Here is a 14764-nt window from a genome sequence, read left to right as displayed (position 1 = left end):
CCGCTCTCGCATCCGGCCGGCGGCAAGCGTCGTCGGCTGGGGATTTACTCCAACCGAGCGGATCCGCCATGCCGCCTGTCCTCCGCCTCCTCGCGAAGCGGCTGGGAACATCGTTGATCGTCCTGGTCGGCGTTTCCCTGCTGATCTTCGCCATCGCCCGGGTGATCCCCGGCGACCCTGCGCGTATCGCGCTCGGTCCCAACGCCACGGCGGAGGCTGTCGCGGCGCTACGCGACCGGCTGCATCTCGATGACCCGTTCGTCCTCCAATACGGCTACTTCCTCGCCGATCTCGCCCGCGGCGACCTGGGCATCTCGCTTTACACCAACCGCCCGGTGACGCGGGACATCGCCGACTTCCTGCCTGCGACCCTTGAGCTGGTCTTCGCTGCGGGCCTGATGATGGTGTTGTTCGGGCTGCCGCTCGGCGTGCTCTCGGCGCGCTATCGCGGCTCCTGGATCGACCATTCGGTGCGCATCGTCACGCTGCTCGGCGTGTCCGCGCCCAGCTTCGTCTGGGCGGTGATCTTCATGCTGCTCTTCGCCTTCTTCATCCCGCTCTTCCCGATCGCGGGCCGGATCGCGGATTCCTTCGTCATCCCACCGGTGACCGGGTTCCTGCTGATCGATACGTTGCTCGCCGGCAATGTCAGGGCGTTCGGCAACGCCGCTTGGCACATCATCCTGCCCGCCTTTGCGTTGGCGCTGGCCGGCATCGCGCAGGCCGCCCGGCTGACGCGTTCCAACATGGTGGAGACCTACGAACGGCCCTATATCGAGATGGCGAAATCCTACGGCTTCCCGGAGAAGCGCATCGCCTGGCGCTATGCCTTCCGGCCCTCGCTCATCCCGTCGATGACGATCATCGGCCTCGACTTCGCGGCGATGCTCGGCAACGCCTTCCTGGTCGAGGCGGTGTTCGCCTGGCCGGGCCTGTCGCGCTACGGCGTGGCGGTCATCCTGCGCAAGGACCTCAACGCCATCGTGGGCACGGTGCTGGTCATCTCGGCCATGTTCCTGATCGTCAACGTGATCGTCGACCTCCTGATCGCCTTCATCAACCCGCGCATCCGTTACTCGCAGAGGGCGTCATGAATCGCACCCTCGCCGTCCTGCTGCGCAATCCGCTTTCGCTGCTCGGCCTGATCCTCGTCGCGCTGGTCGTGCTGTCGGCGGTGTTCGCGGATTTCATCGCGCCGTTTCCGCTGCACCGCGGCGCGGTGGTCGACTTCGCCAACTTCAACAAGCCGCCGGAATGGCCCTACATCTTCGGCACCGATCTCGTCGGCCGCGACCTGTTCTCGCGCATCCTCTACGCCTATCGCATCTCGCTGATCCTCGGCGTGGTGGTGCTCGCCATCGCGGTGCCGATCGGCGTCGCGATCGGCCTTTTCGCCGGCTATCTCGGCGGCTGGACCGAATATGTCCTGATGCGCATCACCGATGTCTTCCTGTCCATCCCGCCGCTGGTGCTCGCCATGTCGATGATGGGCCTGCTGGAGCCGACGCTGACAAACGGCATGATCGCGGTCACCGCCATGTGGTGGCCCTGGTACACGCGCCTCGTCTACAACCTCGCGCGCTCCGAGAAGGAGGAGGGCTACGTGCTCGCCGCCGAGATCATCGGCGCGTCGAAGCTGCACGTGATGTTCCGCGAGATCCTGCCGAACTGCGTGCCGTCGATCCTCACCAAGATGACGCTCGACTTCGGCTTCGTCATCCTCATCGCCTCGTCACTCTCCTTCCTCGGCCTCGGCGTCCAGCCGCCCACGCCCGATCTCGGCTCGATGGTCGCGGAAGGCGCGAAATACCTGCCCGACTCCTGGTGGCTGACCGTGTTCCCGGGCCTGGCGATCCTGGTCGCGGTGTTCGGCTTCAACCTCATCGGCGACGCGCTACGCGAGATCCTGGGGGCCGAGCAATGAGCGGCCCCACTCTGCGCATCCGCGATCTCAAGCTCGGCTTCAAGAGCTGGTCCGGCATGGTCGAGGTGCTGCATGGCATCTCGCTGCACATCAACAAGGGCGAGCGCGTCGCTCTCGTCGGCGAAAGCGGCTCCGGCAAGTCGGTCACCGCCCGCATCGTGCTTGGCCTTCTGCAGTCGCTGCGGTCGGCGCGCCTTTCCGGCCTGGTCGAGTTCGAAGGTCGCGATCTTTCGAAGCTTTCCGAAGCCGAGCGCCACGCACTGCGCGGCACGCGCATGTCGATGATCTTCCAGGACCCGACCTCGTCGCTCAATCCGGTCTATCCAGTGTTCACCCAGTTCCACGAGGTGCTGCGGCGGGCCAACCCGGCGATCACTGCCGCGGAAGCGCAGATGCGCGCCGAAAAGGCGCTCGCCGATGTTTCCATCCCGGACCCGGCCCGCGTTCTGGAATCCTATCCTTTCCAGCTCTCGGGCGGCATGAACCAGCGCGTCATGATCGCGATGGCGCTGGCCAATGAACCGTCCCTGCTGATCGCCGACGAGCCGGGCACGGCCCTCGACGTCACGGTGCAGGCGCAGACGCTGAAGCTGATGCGCGAGCAGGTCGAGCGGCATGGCACCTCGGTCCTGTTCATCTCGCACAATCTCGGCGTGGTGCGCGAGTTCGCCGACCGCGTCTACGTCATCTACAAGGGCCGCATCGCCGAACAGGGATCTGCCGCGGCCTTGTTCGAGGACCCGCGCCATCCCTACACCCAGGCGCTGCTGGCCGCGGTGCCGCGCATCACCGGCGAAGGCATTCCGGAGATCGACGACGCGTCGAACGCCTATTTCGCGCCGACCGTGGTGCATGAGGGAAATGGCGAGCCGGAGGGCGCATCATGATCCAGCCTCTCCTGTCGCTGCGCTCCGTCTCCAAGACCTTCCATGTCGCCGGCCGCGAGGTGAAGGCTGTGGACGACGTTTCTTTCGACGTCGCGCAGGGCGAATGCCTCGCCGTGGTCGGCGAGAGCGGATCGGGCAAGTCGACCATCGCCAACATGATCCTCGGCATCTACCCGCAGACGCTGGGTGAGATCGCCTTCAAGGGCGCCGCGCTTCCTGCCCGGCGCGACCTCGCGCATCGCCGCGCCATCCAGCTCGTGCAGCAGAACCCGCTCTCCTCGCTCAACCCGCGCCGCACCATCGGCGCGTCGCTGAGGCTGGCGCTCGACGTGCACGGCATCGGCGAGCGTGCGGCCCGCGCGGAGCGCACCGGCCAGTTGCTGGAGGAGGTCGGGCTGCCCGCCGACTTCCGCACGCGCGCGCCGGCGGCTCTCTCCGGCGGTCAGCGCCAGCGCGTGGCGATTGCGCGCGCGCTCGCCTGCCAGTCGGAGCTGGTCGTGCTCGACGAGCCGACCTCGGCGCTCGACGTGCTGGTGCAGGCGCGCGTGCTGAAGCTCCTGGCGGAGCTCAGGCAGAGCCGCGGCCTGACCTATCTCTTCATCACCCACGACCTCTCGGTCGTGCGCAACATCGCCGATCGCGTCGCCGTGTTCGAAAAGGGCCGGCTCGTCGAGATCGGTTCTACCGCCTCGATCTTCGAGGCTCCCTCGCATCCCTATACGCGCCGGCTGATCGCCGCGGTTCCCGTCGTCACGGCGGCCGAGGCGGCCCTGCGCCAGAAAATCATGGAGGACACCAATGGAAATGCCTGACTACTCGGCCTTCACCACCGCGCTGGCCAAGGGGCACGGGCCCACGGAGGCCTTCGACGCCCTGTGCGAGCTCACCCGCGACGTGGTGGGCGTGAAGCTCTTCACCGTGATGACGCATGATTCCCGCACCGGCATGGCCGGGCGTATCTACTCCAACATGCCGGATGCCTATCCGGTCTCCGGCACCAAGCCCGCCAACGAGACCGACTGGTCGCGGCAGGTGATCAAGGAAAAGCGCACCTTCGTCGCCAACACGATCGAGGACATCGCGAACGTCTTCTACGACCACGAACTGATCAAGTCGCTCGGCTGCGAAAGCGTCATCAACGTGCCGATCATCGTCGCCGGCGAGGTGAAGGGCACGATCAACTGCCTGCACGAGGCAGGTTTCTACACGCCGGAGCGCGTTCAGGCCGCCGAGGCGCTGAAGCTGCCCGGCGCGGTCTGCCTGCTGCTCAACGAACTCGATGCGAAGGGAGCCGAGTGATGGCCGAAACCACGATCCGGGTCGCGACTGACGTCGGCGGCACCTTCACCGACCTCGTCTGTTTCGAGACGAACCACACGACCGGCGAGTCGCGCATCGTCACCGCCAAGTCCGACACCACGCCGCCCAATTTCGAGCAGGGCGTGCTCAACGTGCTCGCCAAGGGCGGTGTCGATCCGAAGGAGGTCGACTTCCTCGCCCACGGCACCACGGTGGTCATCAATGCGCTGACCGAGCGCAAGGGCGTCAAGGTCGGGCTGATCACCACCGAAGGCTTCCGCGACACGCTGGAGATCGCGCGCGGCAACCGCCCCGACTTCTTCAACCTGCACTATGAGAAGCCGAAGCCCTTCGTGCCGCGCTACCTGCGCCGCGAACTGCCGGGCCGCATGTCCTACAAGGGCGAGGAGCTGAAGCCGCTCGACCTGTCCGGCCTGCCGGCGATCCTCGACGACTTCAAGGCCGAGGGTGTGCAGGCGATCGCAATCTGCTTCCTGCATTCCTACGCCAATATGGCGCATGAGCAGGCGGTGATCGATGCCGTCAAGAAGCTCTGGCCGGAGGTCTCGGTCGTCGCGTCCCACCAGATCACCCGCGAATGGCGCGAATACGAGCGCACCAACACCGCCGTGCTGTCGGCCTATGTGCAGCCGACGGCCGAGCGCTATCTCTCGCGCCTGGCCGGTGGTCTCAAGGAGCAGGGGCTCAAGGGCAGCCCCTACATCATGCAGTCCAACTGCGGCGTCGACTCGTTGGAATCCGTGTCGAAGATCCCGATTACGATGGTCGAGTCCGGTCCCGCCTCCGGCTTCTGGGGCGCGGCGGAACTCGGCAAACTGATCGGCGAACCCAACGTCCTGGCGCTCGACATCGGCGGCACGACGGCCAAGTGCTCGCTGATCGAGGAAGGCGAGGTCAAGATCAAGACCGACTACTGGATCGAGCGCGACCGCACCTCCGCCGGCTATCCGATCATGGTTCCGGTGGTCGACCTGGTCGAGATCGGCAATGGCGGCGGCTCGATCGCCTGGGTCGACGATTTCGGCAAGCTGCATGTCGGCCCGCAATCGGCCGGTGCGATGCCCGGACCCGCAGCCTACGGGCGCGGCGGCACCAAGGCCACGACCACCGACGCCAATCTCTGGCTCGGCCGCATCAACCGCGACTATTTCTGCGGCGGCGAGGTGATCGCCGACATGAAGGCGACGGAAGCGGCGCTCGGCGAGGTTGCCGGCCGGCTCGGCGTGTCCGTGGACGAGGCGGCGCGCGGCATCATCCGCATCGCCAACAACAACATGGTCAATGCGCTGAAGCTGGTTTCGCTCAACCGCGGCCACGATCCGCGCGACTTCACCCTCGTGGTGTTCGGCGGCGGCGGGGCGATGCACGGCGTGGCGCTCGGAATGGAGCTCGGCGTCAAGAAGGTCGTGGTGCCCGCCGGCGCCTCGGTCTTCTCGGCCTGGGGCATGATGATGTCCGACCTGCGCCGAGATTACTTCGTCACAAAGCTGGCCGATCTCAAGAAGGGAGCCGCTGAGAGCATCGAGGCGGTGTTCGCCGAAAGCGAGGACCGGGCGCGCGCCCAGTTCGCTGCCGAGGGCGTCGATCCGGCCAAGATCCGGTTCCTGCGCTACGGCAAGTTCCGTTACCAGAACCAGGAGCACACGACCGAAGTGCTGATCGAGGGCGGCAAGATCACCGATGGCAGTCTGTCGGAGATCGAGAAGGCGTTCCACGAGACCTACGAGCGCGAATACACTTACCGCCTCGATGCGCCGGTCGAAATGGTCGGCATCCATCTCGTCGCCTCGGCGGAGGTCGGCAAGCTTACCATGAAGAAGCGCGAGCCGACCGGCGCCAAGGCGGACGTCGCGCTGAAGGGCCACCGCGACGTCGACTACGCACTCGAGGGCGTCAAGAAAGCGGCGATCTACGACGGCACGAAGCTCGAGCCGGGCATGACCTTCGCCGGCCCGGCGATCGTGGAAGATCCGGGCACTACCGTCGTCATCCATCCGGGCAATGCCGTCGAGATCGACGGCTACGGCAATATCCACATCAAGCTGGCGTGAGGAGGCCAAGATGACGACCAAGGTCAACGACCCGATCACGCTGGAGATCATCCAGAACTCGCTGCAGGCGACCGCCGACGAGATGTTCGCCGTCATGAAGAAGACGGCGATGAGCTCGATCATCTACGAGGTGCTCGACATGGGCACCGGCATAACGGACGCGAAGGGTGCGCTCGCTTCCTCCGGCGCCGGCATCCCGGCCTTCGTCGGCGTGCTCGACAAGGCGGTGAAGGTGGTCGTGGCGAAGTTCGACAAGCCCGGCGACATCGAGCCGGGCGACGTCTTCGCCACCAACGATCCGTACTACGGCGGTGTCACGCATCTGAACGACATCATCGTGATGATGCCTGTTTTCGCCGGCGGGCGCATCATCGCCTGGACCGCCAACATTGCCCACAATTCCGATGTCGGCGGCATGGCGCCCGGCTCGCTCACTGGCGAGGCGACCGAGATCTTCCAGGAGGGCCTGCGCCTGCCGGCCATCAAGATCATCTCCAAGGGCGAGGCGATCCGTTCGGTGATGGACATCATCACGGTCAATTCCCGCATGCCCGACGTGCTGGAAGGCGACGTCTGGGCGGCGATCGCCTCCGTGCGCATCGGCGCGAAGCGGCTGGTCGAGATCGCCGAAAAATACGGCGTCGAGACCTTCGAGAACGCCATGACTTCGTTCATGGATTTCGGCGAGCAGGTGTCGCTCAAGGAGCTGGCGAAGCTGCCCAAGGGCACGTTCGAGCTCTCCGAGGAGCAGGACGACGGTCGCATCTTCAACGTGAAGATCACCATCTCCGACACCGAGTTCGTCGTCGACCTGCGCGACAATCCCGACCAGTCGAAGAACCCGGTCAACACCAGCCGCGACGGCGTGATGGTGTCGGCGCAGATGATCTTCAAGTCGCTGACCGATCCCTATTCGGCGGCCAACGAGGGCTCGTTCCGGCCGATCCGGCTCTTGACGCGGCCTGGCTCGGTCTTCGAGGCGAAGGAGCCGGCGCCGATCGGCTTCTACTACGAGATCGAGCTGCGCGTGTACGACATCATGTGGCGCTGCCTCGCGCAGCATATGCCGGACCGGCTGGCGGCCGGCCACTTCGCCTCGGTCTGCGGCACGTTCATCGGCGGCATCCATCCGGATACGGGCCGGCAGTATACCATCATCGAGCCGCAGATCGGCGGGTGGGGCGGTAGCCGCACCGGCGACGGCAACAGCGCCATCTTCTGCGGTTTCCACGGCGAGACCTACAATTGCCCGGCCGAGATCAACGAGGCGCGCAACGGCCTCTATGTCGACCGCATGGAGCTCAACATGGAGCCGGGCGGCGAGGGCAAGTATCGCGGCGGGCGCGGCATCGTGATGGATTACCGCATCCGTGGCGACAACGGCTTCCTGACCGTGGGCTACACCCGTTCGAAGTTCCCCGCCTGGGCGCTCGACGGCGGCAACGAGGGAACGGGCAACTATGTCCGCTACCTGGGCAAGGACGGCACGGACCAGCGCTACGCCTTCGTTTCGGGCCTGACGACGCATACGGATGATGTGATCCGCGTCGTCACCGGCAACGGCGGCGGCATCGGCAATCCCAAGGAGCGCGACCGCAAGCTGGTCGCGGAAGACCTGAAGAACGGCCTGATCACGCCCGAGCGGGCGCGCGAGGTCTACGGCTACGAGGCCTGATCACGACATGTCTGCTGCCCGGGCAGGGGAGTCCGGGCAGGCGAGGGCGTTTGCAGCGTTTCGAAGAAGAGGAGACTTCATCATGACCGACAGACCGCTCAAGATCATGTATCTCAATCCGGTCGGAACGTCCGGCTACGACCACGTGTTCGCCGACATGGCGCGGCAGCACAAGCTGCCGCAGACCGAGGTGCACATCGCCTCGCTGCCGCCGTCGACGGGCGGTTTCACCCATATCGAGTTCCGCTCCTACGAGGCGATCGTCACGCGCGGCATCGTCCGCGCCGCCCGCGCGGCGGCGAAGGAAGGCTTCGACGCATTCGCGATCGGCTGCTTCTACGACACGGCGCTGCACGATGCGCGCGAGGTGTCTGGCGACATGGTCGTCACCGCGCCCTGCGTCGCCTCCTGCGAGATCGCGGCCAGCCTGTCGAACCGGTTCGGCGTCATCGTCGGGCGGCGCAAATGGGTGCACCAGATGCATTCGACCGTGCGCGAGCACGGCCACGAGCATCGCCTCTCCGGCTTCTATCATGTCGAACTCGGCGTCGACGACTTCCAGAAGGATCATGCGGAGACCGAACGCCGGCTGATCGCGGCCGGGCGCAAGGCGGTGGAGGAGGAGTTCGCCGAGGCGCTCATCCTCGGCTGCACGCTGGAGGTCGGCTTCTACCGCGACGTCGAAAAGGCGCTCGGCGTGCCGGTGATCGACCCGTCCATCGCCGCCCTCAAGCGGGCGGAGTATGCCGCTGTGCTGAAGCACGATTGCGGCTGGAAGCCGAGCCGGCGCTGGTCGTCCGAGGCTCCGCCCGAGGAGGAGATCGCGCGCTTCGGCGGCTTCGACGATGGCGAGATCTTCGGCAATCGTATCGTGGTTCCGGCCGAGCCGCTGCAGCCGGCGCGCAAGGCGGCGTGAGGTTTGTGACGCGCCCCCTCCACCGCCTTCGGCGGTTCCCCTCCCCCGTAAACGGGGGAGGATCGGAGCGGCCGTGCCGCCGCCAATCCTCCCCTGCGAAGCGGGGGAGGGGGACCACGTAGTGGTGGAGGGGGCGCGCACCATGAGTATTGAAGAGCAAGGAGACATTCACCCATGACCGTCGACACCAAGGGGAGGCTCGCCGCGTTGCGCGGGCGGATGAAGGCAACCGGCACGGACCTCGTCGCGGTCGCGCCCGGCTCGCACATGGACTGGCTGCTCGGCTTCCATCCTCATCCCGACGAGCGGCCCTGCCTGCTGCTGGTCGGCCCGGAGCGCGAGGCGTTCCTGATGCCGGTGCTCAATGCCGAGGGAACGCGCGAATCCACCGACATCGCCTTCCACACCTGGGCCGACGCGGAGGGTCCCGATGCGGCACTCGCCGCCGCGCTTGCCGATGTCGGTGCCGCGTCGGCGAAGAAGGTCGCGCTCGACGAGACGATGCGCGCCGACTTCGCGCTGCTGCTGCTCGGTGCGCTGCCGGATGCAACGCATGCGTTCACGCCCGAGACGGTCGGGGCGCTGCGCATGCGCAAGGACGCTGCCGAATACAAGGCGCTGAAGATGAACGCCTCGATCGCCGACCGCGCGATGCAGAAGGCGTTCGCCTCCGTCAAGCCGGGGATCACCGAGAAGGAGCTCGCGGCGATCATCCGCGACCACTTCGCCTCCGAAGGTGCGACGCCCGCCTTCTGGATCGTCGGCGGCGGGCCGAACGGCGCCTTCCCGCACCACCAGACGGGCGAGCGCAAGCTTGCCGAGGGCGACGCGATCGTCATCGACATCGGCGGCCGCAAGGGCGGCTTCCCGAGCGACATCACCCGCATGGCCGTCATCGGCCAGCCGCCGGAAGGCTACGGCCAGATCCACGGCATCGTCGAGAAGGCCGTGCAGGCGGCATTGAAGGCGGCGAAGCCCGGCGTGCTTGCGAAAGAGGTCGACGCGGCGGCGCGCAACGTCATCGCGGATGCCGGCTATGGCGAGTTCTTCGTCCACCGTACCGGCCATGGGCTGGGCATCGACGGCCACGAGCCGCCCTACATCACGGCCACCTCCGAGGCGGTGCTGGAGGAGGGCATGGTGTTCTCCATCGAGCCCGGCATTTATCTCCCCGGCCGCTTCGGCATCCGGCTGGAGGAGATCGTCATCCTGCGCGCCGACGGTCCCGAGATCCTGTCCGACCTGCCGCGCGACCTGCACGTCGTGCAGGTCTGAGCAGCACTCGCGAAAGGACCATACATGCCCCGCGCCTGGCACATCCACGACTATTCCGGCTATCAGGGGCTGCGCCTCGGCGAGGAGCCGTTCGAGAAGCCAGGTGCTGGCGAGGTGCGGCTCAGGGTCGAAGCCTTCGCGCTGAACTGGGGCGACATGGACCTGATGAAGGACAACTACTCCTTCAGCTTCCCGCGTTTCCCCGCGCGCGTCGGCATCGAGGCGGCGGGCATCATCGACGCCATTGGGCCGGGCGTGGAAGGCTTCTCGATCGGCGAGCGGGTGTCCACGCTGCCCTATTTCTACGACAACCGCGGCGCCAGCACGGAATCGATGGTGATCGATGCGCGTTACGTCGCCAAGGCGCCGCCGAACCTGTCGGCGGTCGAATGCGCCTCGATCTGGATGCAGTATCTCACCGCCTATTATCCGCTGGCGGAGGTCACGCCGGTTGGCCCTGGCAGCCATGTCCTCGTGACCGCGGCGACCAGCACGGCAGGTGCCGCCTCGCTGGAGATCGGCCGCCTGCTCGGCGCCACCATGATCGGCACCACGCGCTTCGCCGAAAACGAGGAGTATCTGCGCTCGATGGGCGCAGACCATGTCATCGTCACCGGCAAGGAAGACCTCGCCGCGCGCATCCGCGACATCACCGGCGGCAAGGGCGTGACCATGGCGTTCGATCCGGTCGGTGGAGGGCTGATCGACCAGTATGCCCCCGCACTGGCGAAGAACGCACGCATCTACTTCTACGGCACGCTGGACACCGTCTGGCCGCCGTTGCCTTTCGTCGACATGTTCCAGAAGAACGCCGTCTTCCATCCCTATTCGCTGTTCAACTATGTCGAGGATCCGCTGATGTGTGAGCGCGGCAAGGCCTTCGTCTACGACATGCTGGCGGCCGGGCGGCTTAAGCCGTCGATCGACCGGGTCTATCCGATGGAGAAATACATCGAGGCGTTCGACTATCTCAGCCAGCCGCGCACGGCGCATGGCAAGGTCGTCATCGAAACCGGCCTGTGAAGGACTGACGACCATGACAAATACCCCAGCCGTCGACCCGATCACCACATCGGTCATCCAGTCCGGCCTGGTCGCTGCCGCCGACGAGATGTTCGCGGTGCTGAAGAAGACCGCGATGAGCCCGATCATCTATGAGGTGCTCGACGTGGGCACCGGGGTGATGGACCGCCATGGCCATCTGGTCAGCTCTGGCGCCGGCATACCGAGCTTCATCGGCATGCTCGACAAGGCGGTCTACCGCATCATCGAGATGTACGGGCTCGACAACATCCGCGATGGCGACTGCTACATCACCAACGACCCGGCCTATGGCGGGGTGACCCATCTCAACGACGTCATCGTGGCGCAGCCCGTGTTCGCTGATGGCACCTGCGTCGCCTGGGCTGCTTCGGTCGGACACTGGAACGACGTTGGCGGCAAGACGCCGGGATCGATGGCAGTGGACGTCACCGAAGTGTTCCAGGAAGGCCTGCGCCTGCCTGCGGTAAAACTGTTCGAGAACGGTCAGCCGATCCGCTCGGTGTTCGACATCATCATGGTCAATTCCCGCCTGCCGGAGTTCGTCGAAGGTGATCTCTGGTCGCAGGTTGCCGCTGGCCGCAAGGCGGAGCAGCGCATCAAGCAACTGATCGAGACCTATGGCGCCGACGCCTACCACCGGGCCATCGAGGCGCTGTTCGTCGAAGGCGAGCGGCGTGCACGGGCCGGCCTGAAAGCCTTGCCGAAGGGCACGTTCACGGTCGAGGAAGAGCAGGACGACGGCGCGGTCTGGCACGCGACGGTCATGATCACCGACGAGACGTTCACGGTCGATCTGCGCGGCAATCCGGCGCAGCGCGCCGCGCCTTACAACACCGCGCGCGATGGCGCGGTGATCGTCTGCCAGACGCTGTTCAAGGGGCTGACCGACCCGACGCTGTTCGCTAATTCGGGCTCGTTCCGCCCGCTTGAAGTTATCACAGAGCCCGGTACGATCTTCGATGTCCGGGGAACGGCGCCGCATGGCTACTATTTCGAGACGCGGATGCGGCTCTACGACATGCTCTGCCGTCGCATGGCGGAACCGCAGCCGGACAAACTGCCGGCCGGCCATTTCGCCTCGATCTGCGGAACGGTGCTGGCAGGTCTACATCCCGATACCGGCCGCCGTTACACCATGGTCGAGCCGCAGATGGGCGGCTGGGGCGCGACGGCGACGCGTGACGGGCTCGATGCGATGTATTCGACCGGCCACGGCGACACGTTCAACTGTCCGGTCGAAATCTGCGAGGCGCGGTACGGGATCGACGTCGGCTATCGCAGGCTCAACGAGATCACCGATGAAACCAGCCTGCACAAGGGTGGGCGCGGCCTGTCGGCATCGCTGCAGCCGCGCGCGCCGGCGGTGCTGTCGGCCGGCTACAGCCGCAATCGCATTCCCGTCTGGGGCTCGGCCGGCGGGGCCAATGGCGACACGAACGGCATTTCCGTGGTCCGCAAGGACGGCGGCCGCGAGGACTACTCCTTCGTCAGCGGCTGCGTGATCATGCCGGGTGACGAGATCCTGATCCACACCGCCAATGGCGGCGGCTGGGGCAAGAGGACGTAAGCCGCCTTACCGCGCCGGGTGAGCATAACGTATCGCGAATGCGCCGTTCGATGGCATGTCTTTCCATCCCGGCGTAGGCAGCATGGGATTTTGAAAAACAAATCTCATTCGATCCCTGGTTTGAGGAAGAATGTTCCGCTGCTGAATGTAACTTAGCGTGGTGTCTCTCCGGCTTCTCGCGCGGCTCGTCTATTTTCCGGCTACACTCTCTCAGTCGGATGGCAACAGATGAAAAGACTTCTCCTTGTCGGCGCCGCGCTCGCGCTTCTGCTTTCTCCCGCGGCCGCGCAGGAGCCGAACAAGCTCCTCAACGCGTCCTACGACATCGCGCGCGAACTCTTCGCACAGGTGAACGAGGCTTTCGTCGCCAAGCACCCGGGCGTGACGATCGATCAGTCGCATGCCGGAACGTCGAAGCAGGCCCGTGCCATCGTTGAAGGCCTCGAGGCCGACGTCGTCACCTTCAACCAGGTCACCGACATCGATTTCCTGGTGAAGAACGGCTTCGTGTCCGACGACTGGCAGGCCGACTTTCCCAACCAGTCCTCGCCCTTCTATTCGATGCCGTCCTTCCTCGTGCGCGAAGGCAATCCCAAGGGCATCAAGGACTGGGGCGACCTCGTCCGCGACGACGTGAAGGTCATCTTCCCCAATCCGAAGACCTCCGGCAATGCGCGCTACACCTATCTCGCTGCGACGGCCTACGCGAAGGAGAAGTTTGGCGACGATCAGGCCAAGGTCACCGAGTTCGTCAAGAAGATCTTCGCCAACGTCCCGGTGTTCGACACCGGTGGCCGCGCCGCGACCACGACCTTTGTCGAGCGCAATATCGGCGACGTGCTGATCACCTTCGAGGCGGAGACTCGCGGCATCGCGAAGGAGTTCGGCGAGGACAAGTTCGACCTGGTCGTTCCTTCGGTCAGCCTTCTGGCGGAGTTTCCTGTCGCCATCGTCGACAGGGTGGTCGACAAGCACGGCACTCGTGATCTCGCCAAGACCTATCTGGACTTCCTCTATTCACCGGAAGGCCAGACGATCGCCGCCGAGAGAGGCCATCGCGTCAACGACGAGGCTGTTGCTGCCAAGTTCAAGGATCAGTTCCCTGACATCCGGCTTGTAACGGTAGACGACGTTTTCGGCGGCTGGGCCAAGGTTCAGGAAGAGCACTTCGCTTCCGGCGGACTGCTTGACCAGATCTACGGCGAGCGCTGAATAATAGGTTTCGCCATCGCGGGCCGGCGGCTACATCTCCGCCGGCCCTTTTCCTGTTCGGGATATCTGGTTTGAGACGACGCGTTCTGCCCGGGTTCCACCTGTCGCTCGGCATCACCCTCTTCTACGTGGGGCTGATCGTGCTGTTGCCGCTCGGCGCGCTGGTCGTGAAGGCGGGCAGCCTCGGGTTCGAGGACTACTGGCGCATCATCTCCTCCGGCCGCGCCGTGGCGAGCTACCGTGTGACGGTGCTGTCGGCCGCCGCGGCCACTGCCTTCAACGTCGTCTTCGGCGTCGCGCTCGCCTGGGTGCTGGTCCGCTACTCCTTTCCCGGCAAGCGGCTGGTCGACGCGATCGTCGACCTTCCCTTTGCGCTGCCGACGGCGGTCGCCGGCATCGCGCTCACGACGCTGTTCGCACCCGGCGGCTGGTTCGGCTTCTTCTTCGACCGCATCGGCGTGCAGGTCGCCTACACGCCGCTCGGCATCATGATCGCGATGGCGTTCACCAGCCTGCCTTTCATCGTGCGCACGGTGCAGCCGGTGCTCGAGGATCTCGATCCGGCGCTGGAGGAGGCGGCCCAGTCGCTCGGCGGGACGGACAGCGAGATCTTCCGGCGGGTGATCCTGCCGCTGCTGACGCCGGCGCTGCTCGCGGGTGTGTCGCTTGCCTTTGCCCGCAGCCTTGGCGAGTTCGGCGCCATCATCTTCATCGCCGGCAATCAGCCGTTCGAGACCGAGATCACCGCGCTGCTCGCCTTTATCCGGCTGGAGGAATACGACTACCAGGCGGCCGCAGCGATCGCCTCCGTCATGCTCATCGCTGCCTTCGTCATGCTCGCCGTGACGAACCTCCTTCAGTCGCGCGCGCTGCGCTATACGCAGAGGTCGTGA

The 14764-nt window shown here is 65.6% G+C and carries 13 protein-coding genes; all 13 read left to right on the top strand.

Annotated elements, in window-relative coordinates; translation table 11 throughout:
• Positions 1-68 precede the first annotated feature (68 nt).
• The 13 genes from B9Z03_RS27040 (at position 69) to cysT (ending at position 14764) form a co-directional block, all read left to right on the top strand.
• Positions 69-1094, top strand: coding sequence for an ABC transporter permease (locus tag B9Z03_RS27040; RefSeq protein ID WP_085467071.1), 1026 nt, complete (start codon positions 69-71; stop codon positions 1092-1094).
• Entirely contained in the window at positions 1091-1924 is an 834-nt protein-coding gene (locus B9Z03_RS27035) for an ABC transporter permease (RefSeq protein ID WP_085467070.1), read from the top strand. Before B9Z03_RS27040 ends, B9Z03_RS27035 begins: the two co-directional genes overlap by 4 nt.
• Positions 1921-2811 carry an ABC transporter ATP-binding protein gene (locus B9Z03_RS27030; RefSeq protein ID WP_085467069.1) on the top strand — a complete coding sequence of 297 codons (891 nt, stop codon included), beginning with the start codon at positions 1921-1923 and terminating at the stop codon, positions 2809-2811. The genes B9Z03_RS27035 and B9Z03_RS27030 overlap by 4 nt, the downstream gene beginning before the upstream one ends.
• Positions 2808-3623: an ATP-binding cassette domain-containing protein gene (locus B9Z03_RS27025; RefSeq protein WP_085467068.1), complete on the top strand. Its 816-nt coding sequence runs from the start codon at positions 2808-2810 to the stop codon at positions 3621-3623. The genes B9Z03_RS27030 and B9Z03_RS27025 overlap by 4 nt, the downstream gene beginning before the upstream one ends.
• Positions 3610-4110, top strand: a complete 501-nt coding sequence (locus B9Z03_RS27020) for a GAF domain-containing protein (protein ID WP_210191395.1) — start codon at positions 3610-3612, stop codon at positions 4108-4110. Before B9Z03_RS27025 ends, B9Z03_RS27020 begins: the two co-directional genes overlap by 14 nt.
• Positions 4110-6182, top strand: a complete 2073-nt coding sequence (locus B9Z03_RS27015; protein WP_085467067.1) for a hydantoinase/oxoprolinase family protein — start codon at positions 4110-4112, stop codon at positions 6180-6182. Before B9Z03_RS27020 ends, B9Z03_RS27015 begins: the two co-directional genes overlap by 1 nt.
• 10 nt (positions 6183-6192) lie before the next feature.
• The gene (locus B9Z03_RS27010) at positions 6193-7857 is read left to right on the top strand and encodes a hydantoinase B/oxoprolinase family protein (RefSeq protein ID WP_085467066.1); all 1665 of its coding nucleotides are present in this window, start codon (positions 6193-6195) and stop codon (positions 7855-7857) included.
• A gap of 82 nt (positions 7858-7939) precedes the next feature.
• Positions 7940-8773 (top strand): aspartate/glutamate racemase family protein, encoded by an 834-nt coding sequence (locus B9Z03_RS27005; RefSeq protein ID WP_085467065.1) that lies wholly within the window; start codon positions 7940-7942, stop codon positions 8771-8773.
• A 174-nt stretch (positions 8774-8947) separates the two neighbouring features.
• Positions 8948-10048, top strand: a complete 1101-nt coding sequence (locus B9Z03_RS27000) for a M24 family metallopeptidase (RefSeq protein ID WP_085467064.1) — start codon at positions 8948-8950, stop codon at positions 10046-10048.
• Between the two features lie 24 nt (positions 10049-10072).
• On the top strand, positions 10073-11071 hold the full coding sequence (locus tag B9Z03_RS26995) for a zinc-dependent alcohol dehydrogenase family protein (protein WP_085467063.1): 999 nt from the start codon (positions 10073-10075) through the stop codon (positions 11069-11071).
• Positions 11072-11084: 13 nt separating this feature from the next.
• Complete coding sequence (locus tag B9Z03_RS26990; protein ID WP_085467062.1) at positions 11085-12659, top strand: hydantoinase B/oxoprolinase family protein; 1575 nt, start codon at positions 11085-11087, stop codon at positions 12657-12659.
• A gap of 228 nt (positions 12660-12887) precedes the next feature.
• On the top strand, positions 12888-13871 hold the full coding sequence (locus B9Z03_RS26985) for a sulfate ABC transporter substrate-binding protein (RefSeq protein WP_085467061.1): 984 nt from the start codon (positions 12888-12890) through the stop codon (positions 13869-13871).
• A 71-nt stretch (positions 13872-13942) separates the two neighbouring features.
• The gene (gene cysT / locus B9Z03_RS26980) at positions 13943-14764 is read left to right on the top strand and encodes a sulfate ABC transporter permease subunit CysT (RefSeq protein ID WP_085467060.1); all 822 of its coding nucleotides are present in this window, start codon (positions 13943-13945) and stop codon (positions 14762-14764) included.

Source organism: Mesorhizobium australicum, from assembly GCF_900177325.1.
In the GTDB taxonomy this organism is placed as follows: Bacteria; Pseudomonadota; Alphaproteobacteria; order Rhizobiales; family Rhizobiaceae; genus Mesorhizobium_A; species Mesorhizobium_A australicum_A.
Note: the sequence above shows the minus strand (reverse complement) of the source record. Positions and strands in the feature narration are given on the sequence as shown.